At 73.3% G+C, this 23,158-nt stretch carries 18 protein-coding genes; 14 read left to right on the top strand and 4 right to left on the bottom strand.

Features of this window, described 5'->3' with window-relative positions; genetic code table 11:
• Window positions 1-55: 55 nt before the first annotated feature.
• From ACFCY1_RS08650 to ACFCY1_RS08635, 4 genes are all read right to left on the bottom strand, one after another.
• Window positions 56-2,485, bottom strand: a complete 2,430-nt coding sequence (locus ACFCY1_RS08650) for a DUF3488 and DUF4129 domain-containing transglutaminase family protein (protein WP_375874005.1) — start codon at window positions 2,483-2,485, stop codon at window positions 56-58.
• Window positions 2,482-3,801, bottom strand: coding sequence for a DUF58 domain-containing protein (locus tag ACFCY1_RS08645; protein WP_049651925.1), 1,320 nt, complete (start codon window positions 3,799-3,801; stop codon window positions 2,482-2,484). The genes ACFCY1_RS08650 and ACFCY1_RS08645 overlap by 4 nt, the downstream gene beginning before the upstream one ends.
• A gap of 1 nt (window position 3,802) precedes the next feature.
• Window positions 3,803-4,747, bottom strand: a complete 945-nt coding sequence (locus ACFCY1_RS08640; RefSeq protein ID WP_107086444.1) for a MoxR family ATPase — start codon at window positions 4,745-4,747, stop codon at window positions 3,803-3,805.
• Window positions 4,748-5,107: 360 nt separating this feature from the next.
• Window positions 5,108-5,650 carry a carbonic anhydrase gene (locus ACFCY1_RS08635; protein ID WP_049651923.1) on the bottom strand — a complete coding sequence of 181 codons (543 nt, stop codon included), beginning with the start codon at window positions 5,648-5,650 and terminating at the stop codon, window positions 5,108-5,110.
• Between the two features lie 537 nt (window positions 5,651-6,187).
• Here ACFCY1_RS08635 and rsmH point away from each other — a divergent pair.
• The 14 genes from rsmH to ACFCY1_RS08565 all read left to right on the top strand — a co-directional run bounded on the left by rsmH (window position 6,188) and on the right by ACFCY1_RS08565 (window position 23,081).
• Window positions 6,188-7,162 carry a 16S rRNA (cytosine(1402)-N(4))-methyltransferase RsmH gene (gene rsmH / locus ACFCY1_RS08630; RefSeq protein WP_117487438.1) on the top strand — a complete coding sequence of 325 codons (975 nt, stop codon included), beginning with the start codon at window positions 6,188-6,190 and terminating at the stop codon, window positions 7,160-7,162.
• 156 nt (window positions 7,163-7,318) lie between these two features.
• Window positions 7,319-7,846, top strand: coding sequence for a hypothetical protein (locus ACFCY1_RS08625; protein WP_310593123.1), 528 nt, complete (start codon window positions 7,319-7,321; stop codon window positions 7,844-7,846).
• Between the two features lie 64 nt (window positions 7,847-7,910).
• On the top strand, window positions 7,911-10,157 hold the full coding sequence (locus tag ACFCY1_RS08620; RefSeq protein ID WP_375874004.1) for a penicillin-binding transpeptidase domain-containing protein: 2,247 nt from the start codon (window positions 7,911-7,913) through the stop codon (window positions 10,155-10,157).
• 94 nt (window positions 10,158-10,251) lie between these two features.
• Complete coding sequence (locus ACFCY1_RS08615; RefSeq protein ID WP_049658287.1) at window positions 10,252-11,817, top strand: UDP-N-acetylmuramoyl-L-alanyl-D-glutamate--2,6-diaminopimelate ligase; 1,566 nt, start codon at window positions 10,252-10,254, stop codon at window positions 11,815-11,817.
• Complete coding sequence (gene murF / locus ACFCY1_RS08610) at window positions 11,814-13,217, top strand: UDP-N-acetylmuramoyl-tripeptide--D-alanyl-D-alanine ligase (protein ID WP_049658289.1); 1,404 nt, start codon at window positions 11,814-11,816, stop codon at window positions 13,215-13,217. The genes ACFCY1_RS08615 and murF overlap by 4 nt, the downstream gene beginning before the upstream one ends.
• Window positions 13,217-14,278, top strand: a complete 1,062-nt coding sequence (gene mraY, locus ACFCY1_RS08605; protein ID WP_074000913.1) for a phospho-N-acetylmuramoyl-pentapeptide-transferase — start codon at window positions 13,217-13,219, stop codon at window positions 14,276-14,278. Before murF ends, mraY begins: the two co-directional genes overlap by 1 nt.
• Window positions 14,275-15,732 (top strand): UDP-N-acetylmuramoyl-L-alanine--D-glutamate ligase, encoded by a 1,458-nt coding sequence (gene murD / locus ACFCY1_RS08600; protein ID WP_375874003.1) that lies wholly within the window; start codon window positions 14,275-14,277, stop codon window positions 15,730-15,732. Before mraY ends, murD begins: the two co-directional genes overlap by 4 nt.
• Before the next feature lie 91 nt (window positions 15,733-15,823).
• Window positions 15,824-17,161, top strand: a complete 1,338-nt coding sequence (gene ftsW / locus ACFCY1_RS08595) for a putative lipid II flippase FtsW (RefSeq protein WP_375874002.1) — start codon at window positions 15,824-15,826, stop codon at window positions 17,159-17,161.
• 6 nt (window positions 17,162-17,167) lie between these two features.
• The gene (gene murG, locus ACFCY1_RS08590; protein ID WP_049649525.1) at window positions 17,168-18,274 is read left to right on the top strand and encodes an undecaprenyldiphospho-muramoylpentapeptide beta-N-acetylglucosaminyltransferase; all 1,107 of its coding nucleotides are present in this window, start codon (window positions 17,168-17,170) and stop codon (window positions 18,272-18,274) included.
• Entirely contained in the window at window positions 18,267-19,043 is a 777-nt protein-coding gene (locus tag ACFCY1_RS08585) for a cell division protein FtsQ/DivIB (protein WP_375874001.1), read from the top strand. Before murG ends, ACFCY1_RS08585 begins: the two co-directional genes overlap by 8 nt.
• 364 nt (window positions 19,044-19,407) lie before the next feature.
• Complete coding sequence (ftsZ, locus tag ACFCY1_RS08580; RefSeq protein ID WP_049649527.1) at window positions 19,408-20,640, top strand: cell division protein FtsZ; 1,233 nt, start codon at window positions 19,408-19,410, stop codon at window positions 20,638-20,640.
• Window positions 20,637-21,368 (top strand): peptidoglycan editing factor PgeF, encoded by a 732-nt coding sequence (gene pgeF, locus ACFCY1_RS08575; RefSeq protein ID WP_181970547.1) that lies wholly within the window; start codon window positions 20,637-20,639, stop codon window positions 21,366-21,368. Before ftsZ ends, pgeF begins: the two co-directional genes overlap by 4 nt.
• A complete protein-coding gene (locus ACFCY1_RS08570) occupies window positions 21,368-22,156 on the top strand; it encodes a YggS family pyridoxal phosphate-dependent enzyme (RefSeq protein WP_079271769.1) in 789 nt (262 codons plus the stop codon). Before pgeF ends, ACFCY1_RS08570 begins: the two co-directional genes overlap by 1 nt.
• A 307-nt stretch (window positions 22,157-22,463) precedes the next feature.
• A complete protein-coding gene (locus ACFCY1_RS08565) occupies window positions 22,464-23,081 on the top strand; it encodes a cell division protein SepF (RefSeq protein ID WP_049649528.1) in 618 nt (205 codons plus the stop codon).
• Window positions 23,082-23,158: the final 77 nt, after the last annotated feature.

Genomic DNA, 23,158 nt, shown 5'->3' with positions numbered 1-23,158 from the left:
GGGCAGTCGATCGACTGCCCGCCCCGGCTTCGTGTCCGGAAGGGAAACCCCCGGGTCAGGACTCCGGGGTGGACCCCTTGCCCCGGGTGAGGACCCGCCGCACCGGCGCGGAGACGGCCTCGACCGCCCGGCCGACCGCGGCGCCGGCCGTCGCCCGGGCCGCCCGCGCCGCGTCGGAGATCCGCCACCACAGCTGCGCCGAGGACGGTGGCAGCAGCAGCGCCCTGGTCCGTCCGGCCCGGCCGGCGGCCGCCCGCAGCCCGCGCCGCACGGTGCGGACGTCGGCGGCCAGCGGCTCGGTGACGGGCTGCCCGGGCGGGGCGTAGAGCACCCGCTCGGTGGCCAGCGCCAGTCGGCCGGTGGCCGCGGCAGAGTCCGCGTCCAGGTGGGCCTTCTCGGTGATCCGGTGGGCCGCCGAGCGCGGGGTGCGTGACTCGTCCGGGGGAATTCCGAGGTCCCAGGCGGAGTCGACCAGCTCGTCCCAGGCGGCCAGCACCTGGGCGTCGGTCAGCTCCGCCGCTCCGCTCCCGCCGGGCCCGCGCCGCCCGCCGCCGCCCAAGCGGCGTCGGCGTACGGCCGCGCGCCAGACCATCGGGACGAGCAGCAGGGCGATCAGCGCGAGCACCGCGGCCAGGGTGCCGAGCACCTGGCCGGAGAGCAGCCAGGACTCCTCGGCGGTCTTGGCGACGGCCTTGTCCTTGGAACCGCACTCGCCGAGCTGGCGCTGCTTGGCGGTGCAGTCCGAGCCGGAGCTCGGCAGCGGAGCGGCCGAGGCGGTCTGCGGGGCGGCGGTCGCCTGCTGGGTCGGCGCGGTGGTCGGGGCGGTGGACGCCTCGGTGTAGCGGGTCGGGACGCCGCGGCTCGGGGTCGGCTCGAAGCGCAGCCAGCCGTAGCCCGTGAAGTACAGCTCGGGCCAGGCGTGGTACATCCGGCCGGTCACCGAGTAGACGTTGCCGCCCTTGCTGTCGCCGGGGGTGAAGCCGACGGCCACCCGGGCCGGGATCTTCAGCTCCCGGGCCATCGCCGCCATGGTGGAGGCGAAGTGCACGCAGAAGCCCCGGCGGTCGCGCAGGAAGACGGCGATGGCGTTGCTGCCGGTGCCGCCGCTGACGGCGGTGTCGTACGTGAAGCCCGGCCCGGTGAACCAGTTGACCAGCGCCGTCGCCCGGTCGAAGTCGTTCTTCGCGCCGGCGGTGACGGCCTTGGCCTGCTCGGCGACGACCGGCGGCAGGTCGGTCGGGAGGGCGGTGTAGCGCTCCCTGATGTCCGACGGCGCGGTGCCCGCGAGGCGCAGCTCGTTGGCGGTGGGCCGCACGTCCAGGGCGGTGACGTGGTAGCTCAGGCCGCGGATCGCCTTGTCGCTGGTCGGCAGGACGGTACGGGTCAGCGGGTCGAGCTTCCAGGCGCTCCGGTCGGGGAGCTGGACGGAGGCGGCCGGGTAGGGCATCGGCAGCCAGCTCCCCCCCAGCCGCTCGTCGACCTTGAAGTCGCCCTCGAACCGGGCCACCTGGGGATCGCGCAGGCCCTCGGGGGCGGGCAGGGCCGCCGGGAGGTCCTGGACGGTGGTGCTGCCGAGCCGCCAGTTGACGCCGTCGAACTGGTCGAGCGAGCCGGTCCGCAGGTAGACCTGGTCGGCCAGCGGGGTGTCCAGGGTGTAGCTGAGCAGTTCCGCGTCGGTCGGCTTGGAGATCGCGGCCTCCAGGCTGACCAGCGGGTCGAGGCTGGTCGACAGGCTCCCGCCGACGCCCTTGCCGCCCGATCCGCCGGAGCCGGAGTTCAGCAGCCCGAAGCTCCAGTGCGGCAGGACCACCGGCAGCAGCAGCGCCACCGCCAGGGCCAGCACGCCGACCTGCCGCCCGCCCGGGCTGACCCGGCCGGACTCCACCGAGCCGCGCGCACCGCCGTAGAACACCCGGCCCCAGCGGGAGACCCGGTCCTGGCCCTCGGCGAACAGCAGCAGCAGGTAGCCGGCCGCGGCGACGGCGAACCAGACCCAGCTGCCGTGCTCCCCGGCCAGGCCGTTGCCGACCGAGTACAGCGCCAGCAGCGGCAGCCCGGCCAGCGCCGAGCGCCGGTAGGTCACCGCGACGGTGTCCACCGCGACGGCGATCAGCCCGATCGCCGAGACCAGGATCAACCGCAGTCCGGCGGTGGGCGGAGCCGGGATGGCGTACTGCTGTATGTCGTCCAGGCCGGCGGTGAAGACCTGGTCCAGGACCCGCAGCGCGGACGGGCCGGGCAGCATCCCGCCCTCGCCGGCGAAGCCGAGCAGCAGCAGGAGGAGCAGGACCAGCAGCTGCCCGAGCGGCACCGTCCAGCGGTACACCGGGGCGCGGCGCAGGCCCGCGCCGGCCGCGGCGACCACGGCGATCACCAGGAGGGCGTGGGTGAGCCAGCTGCGGGTGGTGAGCAGCGGCATCATGCACAGCGCGGCGAGGGCGGTGGCCAGCGCCGAGTACGCGGTCAGTTTGGCCCGGGTGGTCACGCGCCGGCCTCTTCTCGGTAGGGGGCGGTCGTCCGGCTGCCGTCGGCGGCCCGCCACAGGTCCGGTACGGAGTCCCCGGCCCGTACCGGGATCACCGTCCAGCCGGCTTCGCGCAGCTGCTGGACCCGGGCCCGGAAGTCGTCGCCGCCGGTGTCCGGGGCGAGCATCCGCAGGCCGGCCCAGGTGCCGGTGTCCAGCAGGAAGGCGATCGCCCCGCCGGCGCGGCTGCGCAGCCGGCCCAGCCGGGTGGCCTGGGCGTCGTCCAGCTCGCCGAGGACGGCGACCAGCAGGCCCTCGCCGCCGGCGCGCAGCGGGTCCTCGGCACGGGAGAGGGTGCCGCCGTCGGACAGGTCGGCGACCGCGAGGGCGTCCAGGACCAGCCCGGAGGTGTCGGCGCCGCTGTGGCTGCCGCCCGCGCCCGGCCCGGGCACCGACAGCCCGGTGTCGGTGAGCAGCCGGGTCTGGTAGCCGCGCTCCAGCAGGTGCACGGCGACCGAGGCGGCGCAGCCGACCGCCCACTCGAAGGAGGAGGCGGGGCCGCTGCCCCGGTGGGCGATCTCCCGGGTGTCCAGCACGACGGTGGCCCGGGCCTGCTGCGGCTGCTCCTCGCGGCGCACCATCAGCTCGCCGTACCGGGCGGTGGAGCGCCAGTGCACCCGGCGCAGGTCGTCGCCGGGCCGGTACTCGCGCAGGATCACGTCGTCGTCGCCGGCCAGCGCCAGGGTGCGGCTGTGGCTCTCGCCCTGGCCGATCCACTCGCCGCTGAGCCGTACCGACGGCAGCGCCTGGACCTGGGGGACGACGGTGAGGACGTCGGAGGCGGTGAAGGCGCGGGTCACCTCGCACATCCCGAACGGGTCGGCCAGTCGCAGCTGGAGCGGCCCGAGCGGGTAGCGGCCGCGCAGGTCGGAGCGGACCCGGTAGGAGACCTCGCGGTGGCCGCGCGGCTCGACCCGGTCCAGCACGAAGCGCGGGCGCGGCCCGAGCACGTACGGGACCTTGTCCTCCAGCAGCAGCACCCCGGTGGGCACCCGGGAGACGTTGTCGACCCGCAGGTGGACCCGGGCCTCCTGGCCGGCGACCGCCCGGCGCGGGCTGAGCCGGCGTCCGCTGGCCACCCGGTAGCGGGTGTTGGCGACGACCACCACGGCGACCAGCGGCAGCGCGGCGAGCAGGACGCCGACGCGCAGCAGGGCGTCCTGGTCGAGCAGGTAGGAGCAGGCCACCGCGGTGACCCCGGCGGCGAGGAAGGACCGCCCCCGGGTGGTGAGACCGCGGAACCCGGCCCGCAGTCCCGATGATTCGGACTGGGCCACCTCAGCCCCTCCGGACGGCCGGGCCGCCCTGCGGGCGCGGCAGCGGCAGCCGGGCGACCAGGTCGGCCACGATCTGCTCGGAGGTGCGGCGGCTGAGCTGGGTCTCGGCGGTCGGCATCAGACGGTGCGCCAGGACCGGGACGGCGAGGCGCTGGATGTCGTCGGGGGTGACGTAGTCGCGCCCGTCCAGCGCGGCGGCGGCGCGGGCGGCCCGGACCAGGTGCAGGGTCGCGCGGGGCGAGGCGCCCAGGCGCAGCTCGGGGCTGGTGCGGGTGGCACCGACCAGGTCGACGGCGTAGCGGCGGACCGGGTCGGCGATGTGCACGGTGCGGACCAGGTCGATCAGCTTGAGGATGTCGGAGGCGTGCGCGACCGGCTGGAGGTCCTCCAGCGGGCTGGCGCCGGCGTGGGTGTCGAGCATCGCGAGCTCGGCCTCGGGGCTGGGGTAGCCGATCGAGATCCGGGCCATGAAGCGGTCGCGCTGGGCCTCCGGCAGGGGGTACGTGCCCTCCATCTCGACCGGGTTCTGGGTGGCCACGACCATGAACGGCGAGGGCAGTTCGTAGCTGGTGCCGTCGATGGTGACCTGGCGCTCCTCCATGGACTCCAGCAGCGCCGACTGGGTCTTCGGCGAGGCGCGGTTGATCTCGTCGCCGACCACGACCTGGGCGAAGATCGCGCCCGGGCGGAACTCGAAGTCGTGCCGCTGCTGGTCGTAGATGTTGGTGCCGGTGACGTCCGAGGGCAGCAGGTCGGGCGTGAACTGGATGCGGCGCACGGTGCAGTCGAGCGAGCGGGCGAGCGCCTTGGCCAGCATGGTCTTGCCGACGCCGGGCACGTCCTCCAGCAGCAGGTGGCCCTCGGCGAGCAGGACGGTCAGGGCGATCCGGACGGCCTCCGGCTTGCCCTCGATCACGCTCTCGACGTTGCCGCGCACGCGGTCCACGACCGCGGCGAGTTCGGGGAGCCCGGTCTGCCGGAACCCGCCCGCCCGCTGCGGTTCGCCCCCCGCGGGACTGCCGAGTCCGGCCTGATCCTTGTAGCTCGTCACCCGTATACGCTCCCTGGCACCCTGTGCCCGCCCCGTCCCGAGGCCGGACCCCACCCCATGCTTGACGCGGCCGTCCCGGGGGCGGTTCCGAACGAGGAGCCGGCGGCCGGGAAGGCGGCCTGCGGCCTGGCCGCCCCAGGTGGTTCGGGGTCCGACCGGCAGGCGCATTCTCCCCTGCGGGATGGCCAGAAGTCACCATTCGGCGGTGCCCGAATGCCCGGACACCGTCGGCCGGGCAGGGTCGGGGCGGGTCGCTCAGTCGATCTCGCGGAGCAGGCCGGTGTGGACGTCGAAGACGAAGCCGCGGACGTCGTCGGTGTGCGGCAGGAAGGGAGAGGTGCGGACGCGCTGCATGGACTGGCGGACGTCGCCGTCCAGGTCGACGAAGGCCTCCACCGCCCACTGCGGGCGCTGGCCGACCTCCAGCTCCAGCTCGCGGCGGAAGTCCTCGGTCAGCCCGAGCAGGCCGCAGCCGGTGTGGTGGATCAGCGCGATCGAGCGGGTGCCGAGGGCGCGCTGGCTGATGGTCAGGGACCGGATGGTGTCGTCGGTGACGACGCCGCCGGCGTTGCGGATGACGTGGGCGTCGCCGAGTTCGAGGCCGAGCGCGGCGAACAGGTCGAGTCGGGCGTCCATACAGGCGACCACGGCGATCTTCTGCACCGGGCGGGCGTCCATGCCGCCGTCCCGGAAGGTCACCGCGTAGGCGCGGTTGGCCGTGACGAAGCGGTCGATGACGGTGGGTCTGGCAGGGTCGGCAGCGGCGTTCGGCGAGGGCCGGTCGGGTGTCACTGTCATGGGGGCGACGTTAGTGCGGATCGGGCCCGCGCGGTGGGGCCGGGAGCTACAGAACGGCGGGCCGTGATCGGGTGCATCGCCACAACGGGAGCTGCTCCCGGAGCGGCCGCCGCCGACCCCGCACGCGGGGCGGCCAGGGGGCGCGCGCCCGCCGCCGAAGGCCCCCGATCCGGACCGCCGCCGGTCCGCCCCGAGGGCCGCGACCTGCGGTGATCCGTACCGCCGCCCGGGTGGTGCGCCGGAGCGGGCCATTGACTGGCAGGGGCCGCGCGATAGAGTTTGCGGCGCAGTGGAGCACACCCGCCGGGGCCCGTCAACGGGGCTTCCCCGGCCGGTGCGGCCCGGTCGAAGCGGCCCGTGGCCTCCTCCCGCTCCGTGCCCACCTGGCGCACCTTCCCCGGCGCCGGGCGGTCACGACCTTCCCCTCGAGCGGGCGGGGACCACGGGCCGCTTCGTCGTGCCGGGGCACGGTGGGCGAGAATGGTCGCAGCTCCCGGACGTCGGGCTGCTCCGCACCGAGGAAGGGCGCCACCGCGCATGACCACCAACGAACCGGGCCCCAAGCACGTTCCGGTGATGCTCCAGCGGTGCATGGACGCGCTCGCCCCGGCGATCTCGCGCCCCGGGGCCGTCGTGGTGGACGCCACCCTCGGCCTCGGCGGGCACAGCGAGGCGCTGCTGACCCAGTTCCCGGAGGTGCGGCTGGTCGCGGTGGACCGCGACCCGGCGGCGCTGAAGCTGTCCGGCGAGCGGCTGGCCCCGTTCGGCGACCGGGCGACCCTGGTGCACGCCGTCTACGACGAGATCCCCGAGGTGCTGGAGCGCCTGGACATCGACCGGGTCGACGGCGTCCTGTTCGACCTCGGCGTCTCCTCGATGCAGCTGGACGAGGCGGAGCGCGGCTTCGCGTACGCGCAGGACGCGCCGCTGGACATGCGGATGGACCAGACCCGGGGGATCAGCGCGGCGGAGGTGCTGAACACCTACGGCCACGGCGACCTGGCCCGCATCCTCAAGGTGTACGGCGAGGAGCGGTTCGCCGGGAAGATCGCCTCGGCGATCCTGCGGGAGCGGGAGAAGGAACCGTTCACCAACAGCGCGCGTCTGGTCGAGTTGGTGCGGAACGCCATTCCGGCGGCGACCCGTCGGACCGGCGGGAACCCGGCCAAGCGGACGTTCCAGGCGCTGCGGATCGAGGTCAACGGCGAGCTGGAGGTCCTGGACCGGGCGATCCCGGGGGCGCTGGACGTCCTCGCGATCGGCGGCCGGATCGTGGTGATGTCCTACCAGTCGCTGGAGGACCGGCTCGTCAAGCAGTACCTGGCCGCCGGTGCGACCAACACCGCTCCGCCGGGGCTGCCGTTCATCCCGGAGGAGCACCAGCCCTGGCTCAAACTGATCACTCGCGGTGCCGAGCTGGCCACCGAGGAGGAGATCGAGGAGAACCGGCGCGCCGCGCCCGTACGGCTGCGGGTGGCGGAGAGGATCAGGGACCGAAGCAAGCGGGGCTGACGAACCGGCCCGGCGGGGTCCGAAGGGCGGAGGAAAGCGGTGGGGCCGGTGGCCGGTGAGGTCCGGGCGGGGCGGGGAGGACTCCCAGGGCAGGGCAGGGCGCGGATCACGGTCCGGCCGGGCAGGCGTCCGGTACGGAGGCGCACACCGTTCGCGGTGCTCGTCGTGGTGCTGCTGGCGGCCGGGCTGCTCGGCCTGCTCGCGCTGAACACCGCACTCAACGAGGGCTCCTTCGAGCTGTCCCGACTGCAGAAGCAGACCACCGTGGCGACCGACGAACAGCAGAGCCTCCAGCACGAGATCGACCAGAGCTCGGCCCCGGACGCGCTGGCCAGGCGCGCCGCCGAGCTGGGCATGGTCCCGGCCGGCGGGATGGCCTTCCTGGACGTCCCGAACGGCGGCAAGGTGGTCGGCACCCCCGGCCCGGCGCAGGACAGCCCGCCGGTCAAGCGGTCCACGGCCGAGCCGTGGCCGACCAGGACCCCCTCCGGTGCCGCCCAGCCGAGCGCGGCCCCGCCCGCCGCCGGGCCGTCACCGGCCGCGCCGCAGCCGGGCGGTGCCCCCTCGCCGGCCGCGCCGCCGCCCGCACCGGCCCCGGCGACGTCCGCCGGCGACTCGGTGATCCAGCTCAACCCGGTCTCGCCCGCCGCGGCCGCGAAGCCGAACGGAGGCGCGGGCCGATGAGCCAGTGGACCGTCAGAAGGGGTGACGGGCGCGAGGCGCCCGGCGAGCGCGGCGAGGTGGCCGCATGAGCACTCCACGTCAGCCGGGCGGGAGCGGCGGTTCCGGCAGCGGCAACGGCCGCCGTCCGGTGCCCCGGGGCGCCGCGCCGCGCGCGCAGTCCGCCGCCGGCCGCGGTCAGCCCACCAAGGCCCAGCCCGCCAAGGGGCAGCCGGCCAGGAGCCAGCCCGCCAAGGCCCAGCCCGCCCGCAGCCAGCCGGCGAAGGGCCAGCCCGCGCGCAGCCAGTCGGCCAAGGCCCAGCCCGCCAAGTCGGCCTCCGCCGGCCGTACCCCGCGGGCGCCGCAGCAGCGCCGCCCCGAGGGGCGCCCGCCGGCCCGCAGCCAGGCGGCGGTGCGCCCGAAGAGCCGTCCGCCGCTGCGCCCCAAGGCGCTCAAGCTGGCCGAGCCGAAGCGCCGGCTGCGGGTGATCTCCGTGGTGCTGTCGCTGGTGTTCTCCGTCTTCGCGGGCCGCCTGGTGCAGCTCCAGCTGGTGGACGCCGACGCGCTGGCCGCCGACGCCAACACCAACCGCTACATGAACATCCCGATCACCGCCGAACGCGGCTCGATAACGTCCTCCGACGGGGTCGCGCTGGCGGCCACCGTGGACGCGTACGACATCACCGCAGACCCGGCGATGTTCACCCCGGAGGCGACCGGCATCCCGGACGCGCCGGAGCAGGCGGCCGCGCTGCTGTCGCCGATCCTCGGCGTGCCCAAGGAGAAGATCGCCACCGACCTGCACACCCCCAAGACCCGCTACAAGCGGCTCGCGGCCCAGCAGACCCCGGCCGCCAAGAAGCAGATCAGCGACCTCAAGTCGGGCCTGGAGAAGCAGGCCGGCTCGCGGGCCTGCCAGGCCCAGAAGAAGCTGCTCGGCAAGCCCGCCGACCAGGGCGGGCGCACCCGGGTGGACAACGAGTGTGCCAACCCGCTGGCCGGGGTGTTCAACCGGGAGACCCAGAAGCGGATCTACCCGGCGGACGGCCTGGCCGCCAACCTGGTCGGCTTCGTCAACGCCGAGGGCGAGGGCGCCGGCGGCCTGGAGCAGCAGTACCAGAAGCTGCTGGCCGGCAAGGACGGCCACAGCAGCTACGCCCAGTCGGGCGGGCGGCTGGTGCCCACCGCCGGGGGCTCGATGGAGCCGGCCGTGCCGGGCGACGACGTGAAGCTGACCATCAACCGGGACATCCAGTGGGCCGCCCAGCGGGCGATCACCGACCAGGTGGCCAACTCCGGCGCGGAGAAGGGCTACGTGGTGGTCCAGGACGTGAAGACCGGCCAGGTCCTCGCGATGGCCACCGCGCCCGGCTTCAACCCGAACGACCTGAGCCTGGCCAAGCAGTCCCAGATGGGCAACCCGGCCCTGGTCGACGCGTACGAACCGGGCAGCACCGCCAAGCTGATGAGCCTGGCCGCGGTGCTGGACTCCGGCACGGCCAACTGGGACACCAAGGTGACCGTGCCCAACCGGCTGGTCCGGGCCGGGCAGCAGTTCAAGGACGACGTCGAGCACGGCGACTGGCACCTGACCCTGGCCGGGGTGCTCGCCAAGTCCTCCAACATCGGCACCATCGAGGCGGTCGAGACCCTCGGCGGCGGCGACCAGCTGAAGACCAACCAGGTGCTGGACGGCTACATGCGCAAGTTCGGGGTGGCCCAGCCGACCGGTCTGGGCTTCCCCGGGGAGACCTCCGGGATGCTCAAGAAGCCGGAGGACCTGGTCGCCTCGGAGAAGTACAACATCTCCTTCGGCCAGGGCCCGCTGCAGATGAACGCGCTCCAGGCCACCTCGGTCTACTCGACCATCGCCAACGGCGGGGTGCGGGTCGCGCCCAGCATCGTCCAGGGCGTCACCGACCCGAACGGCAAGTACGCCCCGAGCGCGCCGGGGGAGCAGACCCGGGTGGTCAGCCCGGAGACGGCCAAGACCCTCACGTCGATGCTGGAGTCGGTCGTCGACGACGAGCAGGGCACCGGCGGCAAGGCCGCCATCCCCGGCTACCGGGTCGCGGGCAAGACCGGCACCGCCGACCGGGGCGCCGCCGACGGCAAGGGCTACGACGGCTACACCGCCTCCTTCATCGGCTTCGCCCCCGCCGACGCCCCCCGCTACACCGTCTCCTGCACCCTCCAGGGCCCGGTCAACGGCCACTTCGGCGGCCAGCTGTGCGGCCCGGTGTTCAAGCAGGTGATGGAGTTCACCCTGAAGACCATGCAGGTCCCGCCGAGCGGCAGCCCGGCGCCGAACCTGGCCGTCGAGTGGAAGCCGTGAGCGCACGATGAGCAACGGACCGGCCGGGCCGGAGCACGGCGCGGCGGAGGGCCGGTTTGGCCCTGGACACCCTTCGGCGGATAGCCTTCCCGCCGTGCCGAAACCCGATCAAACCACCGTGAGTCCGCCCCGTCCGACCGGGACCACCGCCCTGCCGCTCGCCGAGCTGGCCGCCGAACTGGGCCTGCCGCCCGTCGAGGGCGGCGCCGTCACCGGCGTCACCCACGACTCCCGCGCGGTCCGTCCGGGCGACGTGTACGTGGCCTTCCCGGGCGCCAACCACCACGGCGCGGCGTTCGCCGGCAAGGCCGCGGAGTCCGGCGCGGTGGCGGTGCTCACCGACCCGGCCGGCGCCGAGCAGGCGGCCGCCACCGGCCTGCCGCTGCTGGTCGTCGACCGGCCGCGGGCCGTCATGGGCGAGCTGGCCGCGATCGTCTACGGCCGCCCCTCCCGGCGGCTGCTGATGATCGGGCTGACCGGCACCAACGGCAAGACCACCACCTCCTACCTGGTCGAGGGCGGCCTGCGCGGCGCCGGGCGCAGCCCGGGCGTGATCGGCACCGTCGAGATGCGGGTCGGCGAGGAGCGGATCAAGAGCGAGCGCACCACCCCCGAGGCCACCGACCTGCACGCGATCCTCGGCGTGATGGCCGAGCGCGGCGCCGACGCGGTGACCATGGAGGTCTCCAGCCACGCCCTGGTCTTCGGCCGCACCGACGGGGTCGCGTACGACGTCGCGCTGTTCAACAACCTGACCCCCGAGCACCTCGACTTCCACCCGGACATGGAGGACTACTTCCAGGCGAAGGCCCGGCTCTTCCAGCCCGGCAAGTCCCGCCACGGCGTGGTCAACCTGGACGACGAGTACGGCCGCCGGCTCGCCGCCGAGGCCAAGATCCCGGTGACCACCTTCTCCGCGACCGGCGCCGCGGCGGCCGACTGGCGGGCCGTGGACGTCCGGCTCGGGCCGGTCGGCTCCACCTTCAAGGTGCTGGGCCCGGACGGCGCCGAGGCCGAGGCCTCCGTCCCGCTGCCCGGCCCGTTCAACGTCGCCAACGCGCTCGCCGCGATCACCCTGCTGGTCGCCGCCGGCCTGCCGCTGGAGCGGGCCGTGGCCGGCGTCGCCGCCGTCCCCGGCGTGCCCGGCCGGCTGGAGCGGGTGGACGCCGGACAGCCGTTCGTCGCCGTCGTCGACTACGCGCACAAGCCGGACGCCCTGCAGGCCGTCCTCGCCTCGCTGCGCGAGGTCACCGAGGGCCGGCTGCACGTCGTGGTCGGCTGCGGCGGCGACCGCGACCCGCACAAGCGCGGCCCGATGGGCGCCATCGCCGCCCGTCTCGCCGACACCGCCCTGCTGACCAGTGACAACCCGCGCAGCGAGGACCCGCTGGCGATCCTCGCCACCATGCTGACCGGCGCCGCCGCGGTGCCCGAGGCCGAGCGCGGCGACGTCCTGGTCGTCCCCGACCGGGCCGAGGCGATCGGCCTCGCCGTCGCGCGCGCCCGGGCGGGGGACACCGTGCTGGTGGCCGGCAAGGGCCACGAGCTCGGCCAGTACGTACGAGACGAGATCCGCCCCTTCGACGACCGGGAGGTGCTGCGCGAATCCATCGCGCGGACCACGGCCGCACGGGGCGACCGAGGAGTAGAGCAGCAGTGATCGCACTGACCCTCGCCGAGGTGGCCGCCGCCGTCGGAGGCACGCTGGACGGCGCCGACCCGGACGCCCTGGTCACCGGCCCGGTCGAGGTCGACTCGCGGAAGGTGGCCCCCGGCGGCCTGTTCGCGGCCTTCGTCGGCGAGCACGTGGACGGCCACGACTACGCGGCCAAGGCGGTCGGGGACGGCGCCGTCGCGGTGCTGGCCTCCCGCCCGGTCGGCGTGCCCGCCGTCCTGGTCGACAGTGTGGTGGAGGCGCTCGGCCGGCTGGCCCGCGCCGTGGTCGCCCGCGCCGAGGGCACCGCCGTGGTCGCGCTGACCGGCTCGGCCGGCAAGACCAGCACCAAGGACCTGATCGCCCAGCTGCTCCAGCGCCGCGGCGAGACCGTCTACCCGCCCGGCTCGCTCAACAACGAGATCGGCCACCCGATGACCGCGCTGCGGGTCGAGGCCGGCACCCGGCACCTGGTCATGGAGATGGGCGCCCGGCACAAGGGCGACATCGAGTACCTCACCTCGATCACCCCGCCCCGGATCGGCGTGGTGCTCAACGTCGGCACCGCCCACGTCGGCGAGTTCGGCTCCCAGGAGGCGATCGCCGAGGCCAAGGGCGAACTGGTGGAGTCGCTGCCCGCCGACGGCGCCGCGATCCTCAACGCGGACGACCGGCTGGTGCGCGCGATGGCCTCCCGTACCAGGGCGAAGGTGGTCCTGTTCGGGGAATCGCCGGACGCCCACGTCCGGGCCACCGACGTTCGCCTGGACGCCACCGGGCGGCCATCGTTCACGCTCACCACCCCGGCCGGTTCCGCGCCCGTGCAGCTGCGCCTGTACGGTGAGCACCACGTCTCGAACGCCCTCGCCGCCGCAGCGGTGGCGGTGGAGCTCGGGATGTCCGTCGACGACACCGCGGCAGCCCTGGGCGAAGCGGGTGCGCTGTCCCGCTGGCGCATGGAGGTCGTCGACCGGGCCGACGGTGTCACCGTCGTGAACGACGCCTACAACGCGAACCCCGACTCGATGCGGGCCGCGCTGCGGGCGCTCGTCTCGATGGGTGGCCGGGGCCCGGAGCGCCGCCGCACCTGGGCGGTGCTCGGCGAGATGCGGGAGCTCGGCGAGGACAGCCTGGCCGAGCACGACGCCATCGGGCGGCTCGCCGTCCGGCTGGACGTCACCAAGCTGGTGGCGGTCGGCGGACGCGAGGCGGCCTGCATGGAACTCGGCGCGAGGAACGAAGGTTCGTGGGGTGAGGAGTCGGTGCTGGTGTCCGACGCGGACGCGGCGGTCGAGCTGCTGCGCAGTCAGCTGCGGCCGGGGGACGTGGTCCTGGTGAAGGCTTCCCGTTCGGTGGGGCTGGAGAAGGTGGCCGAGGCCCTCCTGACGGACGGTGTGGCCGCCTGATGAAGCAGATCCTTTTCTCCGGGATGATCGGTCTCATCCTGTCGCTGCTCGGCACCCCCGCCCTGATCAAGGTGCTCGCGAAGCACGGCTACGGCCAGTACATCCGGGACGACGGCCCCAAGGCGCACCACAGCAAGAAGGGCACGCCCACCATGGGCGGCATCGCCTTCATCCTGGCGACCCTGATCGCGTACTTCGCCACGAAGGCGATAACGGGCGAGAGCCCGACCGCCTCCGGGCTGTTGGTGCTCTTCCTGACCGCGGGCCTCGGCCTGGTCGGCTTCCTGGACGACTACATCAAGGTGGTCAAGCGCCGCTCGCTGGGCCTGCGGGCCAAGGCGAAGCTGGCCGGCCAGTCGATCGTCGGCCTCGGGTTCGCCATCCTGGCGATGCAGTTCCCGGACGACCGCGGGCTCAACCCGGCGTCCCAGAGCCTGTCCTTCGTCCGGGACTTCAAGTGGGCGATCGGCCCCGTCCTGTTCGTCATCTTCGCGTACTTCATGATCGCCGCGATGTCGAACGGCGTGAACCTGACGGACGGTCTGGATGGCCTGGCCACCGGCGCCTCGGTGATGGTCTTCGGCGCCTACACCTTCATCGGCATCTGGGAGCACACCCAGAGCTGCGCCTACGCGATCACCGCGACCGCCAACTGCTACGACATCCGGGACCCGCTGGACCTGGCCGTCGTGGCCTCCGCCCTGATGGGCTCCTGCTTCGGCTTCCTGTGGTGGAACACCTCGCCCGCCAAGATCTTCATGGGTGACACCGGCTCGCTCGCCCTCGGCGGCGCCCTGGCCGGTCTGGCGATCTGCTCCCGCACCGAGCTGCTGCTCGCCCTGCTCGGCGGCCTCTACGTGATCATCACCCTCTCGGTGATCATCCAGGTCGGCTCCTTCCGGATGACCGGCAAGCGCGTCTTCAAGATGGCGCCGTTGCAGCACCACTTCGAACTCAAGGGCTGGACCGAGGTCCTGATCGTCGTCCGGTTCTGGATCATCCAGGGCCTGTGCGTCGCCGTCGGCCTCGGCCTGTTCTACGCGGGATGGGTGACCGGATGACCGACCCCGACCTGACCACCCCGGCCAACCCGGACTTCGCCGGCCTGCCGGTCGCCGTCGCCGGGCTCGGCGTCTCGGGCATCAGCGCCGCGCGCGTCCTGCACGGCCTCGGCGCCCGGGTCACCGTGGTGGACGGCGGCAGCGGCCCCGGCCTGGCCGCCCGGGCCGCCGAGCTGGAGGCGCTCGGCGTCACCGTGCGGCTCGGCGACGGCGCGACCCTGCCCGAGGGCACCGAACTGATCGTCACCTCGCCCGGCTGGGCGCCGGACAGCCCGCTGTTCGCCGCCGCCGAGGCGGCCGGGGTGCCGGTCTGGGGCGACGTCGAGCTGGCCTGGCGGCTGCGCAGGCCGCTGCCCGGCACCGGCGAGCCCGCCCCCTGGCTGGCCGTCACCGGCACCAACGGCAAGACCACCACCGTCCAGATGCTCGCCTCGATCCTCACCGCCGCCGGCAAGCGCACCGCCGCCGTCGGCAACGTCGGGGTCTCGGTCCTGGACGCGGTGCTCGCCGAGGAGCCGTACGACGTGCTCGCCGTCGAGCTCTCCAGCTACCAGCTGCACTGGGCGCCCTCGCTGCGCCCGCACTCGGCCGCGGTGCTCAACCTGGCGCCCGACCACCTCGACTGGCACGGCTCGATGGAGGCGTACGCCGCCGACAAGGGCCGGATCTACGAGGGCAACACGGTCGCCTGCGTGTACAACCTGGCCGACCCGGCCACCGAGGCGCTGGTCCGCGAGGCCGACGTCGAGGAGGGCTGCCGGGCGATCGGCTTCGGCCTCGGCGCCCCCGGCCCGTCGAACCTCGGCGTGGTGGACGGGCTGCTGGTGGACCGCGCCTTCGTCGAGGACCGGGCCAAGAACGCGGCCGAGCTGGGCGCGGTGTCGGACGTCAACCCGCCGGCCCCGCACAACATCGCCAACGCGCTCGCCGCAGCGGCGCTGGCCCGGGCGTACGGCGTCGAGCCGAAGGCCGTCCGGGAGGGCCTGCGGGCCTTCCGCCCGGACGCCCACCGGATCGCCGAGGTCGGCGTGGTCCGCGAGGTCACGTACATCGACGACTCCAAGGCCACCAACACCCACGCGGCGGCCGCCTCGCTGGCCGCCTACCGGCCGATCGTCTGGATCGCCGGGGGCCTGGCCAAGGGCGCGACCTTCGACGACCTGGTGCAGGGCGCGGCCGAGCGGCTGCGCGCCGTGGTGCTGATCGGCCAGGACCGGGCGGTGATCCGGGAGGCGCTGGAGCGACACGCTCCGGATGTGCCGGTGATCGAGGCGGCCGAGGGCCAGACTGGCGCGGTGGCGATGGCCGAGGTCGTTCGAACGGCCGCGTCGCTCGCCCGATCGGGTGACACGGTGCTGCTGGCGCCGGCCTGCGCCTCGATGGACATGTTCACCAACTACGGCGAGCGCGGCGACCTCTTCGCGGCGTCCGTCCGGGAGCTGGCGGGCGAGTAGTCAGGCGGGTGGACGGGCCGGCGCGGGCGCGTCGGACGGAGAGAGTGAGCGGGGAGCGGTGGCGGGGCAGGGCAGAGCGGATTCCGGCGTTGTGAAGCGGGACGCCGCCGAGCCGATGAGGGTGATCTCCGCCACCACGACCAAGTACAAGTCGGCCGGTCCGCTGGCCCGCCTCCAGGCCTTCCGGGCCCGGTGGCGGTACTGGCTGGACCGGCCGCTCACCCCGTACCTGCTGGTGCTCGGCAGCACCCTGCTGCTGGTCGTGCTCGGTCTGATGATGGTCTTCTCGGCCTCGCAGATCCTCGCCCTGAACCAGCACCACACGGCGCAGTACTACTTCCTCAAGCAGCTGATCGCGGCCATCCTCGGCCTGGTCCTGCTGATCGGCTTCGCCTCCGTCCCGGTGGCGGTGCTGCGGGTGATCACCTACCCGGTGATGATCGCGGTGATCGGCGCCCTCACCCTGGTCGCCATCCCCGGCATCGGGGTGCGGATCAACGGCAACCAGAACTGGCTGGATTTCGGCTTCTTCCAGTTCCAGCCCTCGGAGTTCGCCAAGCTCGCGCTGGTGCTCTGGGGCGCCGACCTGCTCGCCCGCAAGCAGAAGGCCGGCACCCTCAACTCGTGGAAGCACCTGCTGGTGCCGCTGGTGCCGGGGGCCCTGCTGCTGCTCGCGCTGATCATGTTCGGCGGCGACATGGGCACCTCGATGATCCTGGTGGCGATGCTGTTCGCGCTGCTCTGGATGGTCGGCGCGCCGCTGCGGCTGTTCGTGGCCACCGTCGGGGTGGCGGTGGTGGTCTGCACCGCGCTGGTGGTCACCGTCCCGCACCGGGCCGAGCGGCTGGGCTGCATCGGCGTCACCAAGCTCGACCCGGAGGGCGCCTGCTTCCAGGCCCTGCACGGCGTCTTCGCGTTCGCCAACGGCGGCGGCTTCGGTACCGGCCTCGGCGCCGGCGTGGAGAAATGGGGCCAGCTGCCCGAGGCGCACACCGACTTCATCTTCGCCGCGACCGGCGAGGAACTCGGTCTGGTGGGGACGCTGTCGGTGCTCGGTCTCTTCGCGGCACTAGGCTACGCGGGTATCCGTGTGGCCATCGGTACGAAGGACCCCTTCGTCAGGTACGCCGCGGGAGCCGCCACCACCTGGATCATGGCGCAGGCCATGATCAACCTGGGGTCGGCGCTGGGACTGCTGCCCATCGCGGGCGTCCCGCTCCCGCTGTTCTCCTACGGCGGTTCCGCCATGCTGTCGGCCATGTCCGCGATCGGTGTGCTGCTGTGCCTGGCGCGCAGCACCTCGGGCGCGAAGGCGGCCCTGGCCGCCCGGAGCAAGAACTCCCGGATCAGGAGACAACTGGCCCGGGTGCTGCCACGACGACGAACCACAGCGCGCCCGGCCCCGGGGCCGGCACGCAGGGAGCGGTGAATTTCGGTGCATGTCGTACTCGCCGGCGGGGGGACCGCCGGTCACATCGAGCCGGCCATGGCCCTCGCGGATGCCCTCCGCAGGCACGACCCGTCCGTCGGGATCACCGCCCTGGGCACCGAGCGCGGACTGGAGACCCGACTGGTACCCGAGCGCGGCTACCAGCTCGAGCTCATCCCGGCCGTCCCGCTGCCCCGCAAGCCCACCCCGGAGCTGATCACCGTCCCCGGCCGGCTGCGCGGCACCGTCCGGGCCGCCCAGGAGATCATCGAGCGGGTCAACGCGGACGCCGTGGTCGGCTTCGGCGGCTACGTCGCGATGCCCGCCTACCTGGCCGCCAAGCGGGCCGGAGTGCCGATCGTGGTGCACGAGGCGAACGCCCGCCCGGGCCTGGCCAACAAGATCGGCGCCCGCTACAGCGACTTCGTGGCGGTCTCCACGCCGGACAGCAAGCTGCGCGACTCCCGGTACATCGGCATCCCGCTGCGCCGGACCATCGCCACCCTGGACCGCGGCGCGGCCCGTCCGGAGGCCCGCCAGTACTTCGGCCTCGACCAGCGGCTGCCCACCCTGCTGGTCTCCGGCGGCTCCCAGGGTGCCCGCCGGCTCAACGAGACGATCACCGCGATCGCCCCGCGGCTCCAGCAGTACGGCGTGCAGATCCTGCACGCGGTCGGCCCGAAGAACGAGCTGCCGCAGGTGGCGGACGTCCCCGGGATGCCGCCGTACCGCCCGGTGCCGTACCTGGACCGGATGGACCTCGCCTACGCGGCCGCCGACATGATGCTCTGCCGGGCCGGCGCCATGACGGTGGCCGAGCTGGCGGCCGTCGGCCTGCCCGCCGCGTTCGTCCCGCTGCCGATCGGCAACGGCGAGCAGCGGCTGAACGCCCAGCCGATGGTCAAGGCCGGCGGCGGTCTGCTGGTGGACGACGCCGAGCTGACCCCGGACTGGGTGCTGCAGAACGTGCTGCCGGTGCTCACCGACCCGCAGCGGCTGTGGGACATGAGCCGTTCGGCCGCCGAGTTCGGCCGCCGGGACGCCGACGACCTGCTGGTCGGCATGGTCTACGAGGCCATCCAGGCCCACCGCGGCGGCCGCCGCCGTGGCTGACGGCCGGCTCGCCGACCCGCTGGAGGAGGAGCTGGAGGTGGAGGAGTCCGCTCCCCGCCTCCGGCTCTCCCGGCGGGGCATCGTGGTGCTGGGCGCGCTCGGCGCCGCGGTGCTCGGCGTGCTGGCCTGGCTGGTGTTCTTCTCCTCGGTCCTGGACGTGCGCACCGTCGCCGTCCAGGGCGCGGGCGACGACAAGCTGACGCCGGACCAGGTCCGCGAGGCGGTCGGCGGGCTCGGCGACGGGCCGCTGGCGCGGGTGGACCTGGACGGCGTCCGGCACCGGGTGGAGGGGATCCCCCGGGTGGCCAGGGCCGAGGTGTGGCGGGGCTGGCCACACACCCTGCGGGTGAAGGTCGTCCAGCGCACGGCGGTGGCCGCGGTCAAGGGGGACGACGGCCGGTTCACCCAGGTCGACGCCGGGGGCGTGAGCTTCGCCACCGAACCGGCCCCGCCCGATGGCGTCCCGGTGGTCGAGCTGCGACTCAGTCAGCAGGCGAACGACGTCGACGGGGTGATCTCCCGTCCGCAGCTGGTGCAGGGCGCGGTGGCGGTGGCCGCCGGGCTGCCGCCGGAGGTCGCCAAGCGGGTCGGCTCGGTGCTGGTGCACTCGTACGACGACATCCAGTTGCAGCTCAGCGGGGGTGCGACGGTGCGCTGGGGGAGTCCGGAGCAGATCGACCGCAAGGCCCGGGTCCTGGTCGCGCTCCTGAACCAGAAGGGCACGAACTTCGACGTGACGGCGCCGGAGGCGCCGGCGGTGTCGGGATGATCCGGTAGGTTCTCTGCCTGAGGGAGGGGTTGACGCCTTGAAGTGTCGGCCCGACTCTTGGTGGTCACCCCCGGTTTCCTAAGCCGGCCGATGATCACATAGGCTCAAAAGAAAAAGGGAAGCTCGGCGTGTTCGTTGAAACGCGTGCCTGGAGCCACCTAGTGTCCTGTGTCACCAGACTGTGTTTCCTGGTGATGTGACGGAGACACAGAACTAACCCTAAAGGTCAAGTTTAGGGTTGGGGTCGGCGGTCGGCATTTCGGACATTCAGTCAGAAACCAGGCTCCCTACCCATCGACATCCGTCGGTACGGCCCCGCCCCGGGTCGGGCCGACCCGGAAATTCGAGGCGAGAGGCCTTCGACGTGGCAGCACCGCAGAACTACCTCGCAGTCATCAAGGTCGTCGGAATCGGCGGCGGTGGTGTCAACGCCATCAACCGGATGATCGAGGTCGGTCTCAAGGGCGTCGAGTTCATCGCGATCAACACCGATGCGCAGGCCCTCCTGATGAGCGACGCCGACGTCAAGCTCGATGTGGGCCGTGAACTCACCCGGGGCCTCGGCGCCGGCGCCAACCCCGAGGTCGGCCGCAAGGCCGCCGAGGACCACCGCGAGGAGATCGAGGAGGTCCTCAAGGGGGCCGACATGGTCTTCGTGACCGCCGGCGAGGGCGGTGGCACGGGCACGGGCGGCGCGCCCGTCGTCGCCAACATCGCGCGCTCGCTGGGCGCCCTGACGATCGGCGTGGTCACCCGCCCCTTCACCTTCGAGGGCCGCCGCCGGGCCAACCAGGCCGAGGACGGCATCGCCTCCCTGCGCGAAGAGGTCGACACCCTCATCGTGATCCCCAACGACCGGCTGCTGTCCATCTCGGACCGCCAGGTCAGCGTCCTCGACGCGTTCCGCTCGGCCGACCAGGTCCTGCTCTCCGGTGTCCAGGGCATCACCGACCTGATCACCACCCCGGGTCTGATCAACCTCGACTTCGCCGACGTCAAGTCCGTCATGTCGGACGCCGGTTCGGCGCTCATGGGCATCGGCTCGGCCCGCGGTGAGGACCGCGCCAAGGCCGCCGCCGTGATGGCGATCTCCTCGCCGCTGCTGGAGGCCTCGATCGACGGCGCCCGCGGCGTGCTGCTGTCCATCTCGGGCGGCTCCGACCTCGGCCTGTTCGAGATCAACGAGTCGGCCCAGCTGGTCAGCGAGGCGGCGCACCCCGAGGCGAACATCATCTTCGGTGCCGTCATCGACGACGCGCTCGGCGACGAGGTCCGGGTCACCGTCATCGCGGCCGGCTTCGACGGCGGGCAGCCGCCGGCGATCGTCCGCGACCCGGTCGTCAAGTCCACCACCCCGGAGCGCCCGGCCACCCCGCCGGCCGCCCCGGAGCGCCCGGCCGGCCGCCCGTACGGGACGATCGGCTCGGTGACGTCCCGTTCGGAGGGCGAGTCCTCGACCACCACGTCGAGCCGGAGCGCCGAGACCTCGACCACCACGACCGCCTCCGCCCCGGTTCCGCCGCAGGTGCAGCCGGCCCGGCAGCCGTTCGTGGAGAGCCCGGCCGAGGAGCTCGACGTCCCGGATTTCCTTAAGTGATCGATCACGCGATCCGCGCGGGTGCTCACTTCGCCTTCACCTCACGGTGGGGCGGGGTGAGCACTTCGCCGTACGGGGAGCTCAACCTCGGCGGCGCGGTGGGGGACGACCCGGAGGCCGTGCGGGAGAACCGGGCGCTGGCCGCCCGGCGGCTGGGGCTCGACCCGGCCGACGTGGTGTGGATGAACCAGGTGCACGGCGCCGAGGTCGCGGTGGTGACCGAGCGCCAGCCGCTCGGGCAGGCCCCGACGGTGGACGCGGTGGTCTCCGACCGGCCGCTCGCGCTGGCGGTGCTGACCGCCGACTGCACCCCGGTGCTGCTGGCCGATCCGGTGGCGGGCGTGGTGGGCGCGGCCCACGCGGGCCGGCCCGGGCTGGCGGCCGGGGTGGTGCCCGCGGCCGTCCGGGCGATGGTCGAACTGGGCGCGGAGCCCTCGCGGATCACCGCCGCCACCGGGCCCGCGGTCTGCGGCCGCTGCTACGAGGTGCCGGCCGAACTGCGTGCCGAGGTCGCCGCGGTGGTGCCGGAGGCCTTCGCCGAGACGTCCTGGGGGACTCCGGCCCTGGACGTGCCGGAGGGAGTCGCGGCCCAGCTGGCCGCGGCGGGGGTCAAGGAGCTGGTGAGGTCACCGGTCTGCACCCTCGAATCCGCCGATCACTACTCCTATCGCCGCGAGCAGCGCACCGGCCGGCTCGCGAGCTACGTCTGGTTGGGCTCTGATCACTGATGACGAACGACATCTACGGACCGTTCCCGGGGAGCGCCGCGTTCGTGGCGGCGCTGACGGAGGGCCAGCGGGCCCGGTACGAGGAACTCGGCACCAACCTCGACGTGGTCGAGCGCCGGATCGCGGACGCGTGCGCGGCCGCCGGGCGCGCCCGGAGCGAGGTCACCCTGGTCGTCGTCACCAAGACCTACCCCGCCGAGGACACCGCGCTGCTGGCCGGACTCGGTGTGACGGACGTCGCGGAGAACCGTGACCAGGACGCCGCTCCCAAGGCGGAGCAGTGCAGAAACCTTCCTCTTGACTGGCACTTCGTCGGCCAGCTGCAGACCAACAAGGTCCGCTCGGTCGTCCGGTACGCGAACCACGTGCACTCGGTGGACCGGCTCCGGCTGGTCCAGTCGCTCTCCGCGGCGGTGCTCAAGTCGGAGCGCCCGGAGCTGGGTTGCCTGGTGCAGGTGGCGCTGGACAAGGCGTACGGGGAGGGTGAGCACCGGGCGGGGGTCGCGCCGGAGGACGTCGCGCAACTGGCCGACGCGATCGCCGACACGCCCGGGCTGCGACTGGACGGTGTGATGACCGTCGCTCCGCTGGCGGGCCCGCTGGCCGGGGATCCGGCCCGCGCCTTCGATCGGCTGACGGAAATCGCAACCGCCGTACGGGCGGACCATCCGGCTGCCACCATGGTCTCCGCAGGGATGAGCGGCGACCTTGAGCAGGCGATTGCCGCCGGAGCGACACATGTGCGCGTCGGAACGGCGGTACTCGGAGTGAGGTCACCCCTCAGGTAACGTCACCGGGTAAGTAGATCAGACAGCAGGACAAAATAGGACAGAATCTAGCAGCTCTTCGGAGCGCTAGCGAACCGTGGATCGCAGCTCCGCGGCCCCCACTCCACGAAACTGACCGGCCGTCGGGCTGACGCGCCGTCGTGGAGGGGCCGCGGAATCCGCAGGCAGGGCCGTCATGTGCCCGGGTTGCCGGGACGGAGCCGGTCCTGACGGAGCGAGCGGAGCGAGCGACCATCAGAAGGTGCGCGCATCGCGAAGCCCGCCACCGAGCGTCAGCGAGGTGGCTATGAGCGGAGGAGACAGGAGCATGGCCGGCGCAATGCGCAAGATGGCGGTCTACCTCGGCCTCGTGGAGGACGAGACGTACGACGGCCAGGGGTACGACCCCGACGACGACTACGACGCGGACCCCGAGCCGATCCGGACGGGCCAGCGGACCGAGGACATCCCCCGGCCGGCCCCGGCTCCGGTGGCCGCCGCGCCCGCTCCGGTCTCCTCGATCGCCCCGCAGCCGGTGCCCGCGGCGGTGCCGATCCGACAGGAGACTCCGAGGATGGCCCCCGTGTCGTCCATCACACCCGAACGTCGCCACAACCTGGAGAAGAGCGCACCGGTGATCATGCCCAAGGTCGTGAACGAACGAGAGCCCTACCGCATCACCACGCTGCACCCCCGGACCTACAACGAGGCCCGTACCATCGGGGAACAGTTCCGCGGCGGCACCCCCGTGATCATGAATCTGACGGAGATGGACGACACCGACGCGAAGCGCCTCGTAGACTTCGCCGCTGGACTCGTCTTCGGTCTGCACGGCAGTATCGAGCGCGTGACACAGAAGGTGTTCCTGCTGTCGCCTGCTAACGTCGATGTCACGGCGGAGGACAAGGCTCGGATCGCCGAGGGTGGGTTCTTCAACCAGAGCTGACCCGGCCACGACTTTACGTGTGGATCTGATCAACAGTGGTTTAGCGACAGGTGACGAGCGGCAGGCCCGAGGGATCG

This window comes from Kitasatospora sp. NPDC056273, assembly GCF_042268845.1.
In the GTDB taxonomy this organism is placed as follows: Bacteria; Actinomycetota; Actinomycetes; order Streptomycetales; family Streptomycetaceae; genus Kitasatospora.
This window is presented reverse-complemented; position numbering and strand designations above follow the sequence as displayed.

Coding starts and splice junctions, on each gene's coding strand:
- ACFCY1_RS08635 (WP_049651923.1), bottom strand. CDS start 5,650: ATGACAGTGACACCCGACCGGCCCTCGCCGAACGCCGCTGCCGACCCT.
- rsmH (WP_117487438.1), top strand. CDS start 6,188: ATGACCACCAACGAACCGGGCCCCAAGCACGTTCCGGTGATGCTCCAG.
- ACFCY1_RS08620 (WP_375874004.1), top strand. CDS start 7,911: ATGAGCACTCCACGTCAGCCGGGCGGGAGCGGCGGTTCCGGCAGCGGC.
- mraY (WP_074000913.1), top strand. CDS start 13,217: ATGAAGCAGATCCTTTTCTCCGGGATGATCGGTCTCATCCTGTCGCTG.
- murD (WP_375874003.1), top strand. CDS start 14,275: ATGACCGACCCCGACCTGACCACCCCGGCCAACCCGGACTTCGCCGGC.
- ACFCY1_RS08570 (WP_079271769.1), top strand. CDS start 21,368: ATGACGAACGACATCTACGGACCGTTCCCGGGGAGCGCCGCGTTCGTG.
- ACFCY1_RS08565 (WP_049649528.1), top strand. CDS start 22,464: ATGGCCGGCGCAATGCGCAAGATGGCGGTCTACCTCGGCCTCGTGGAG.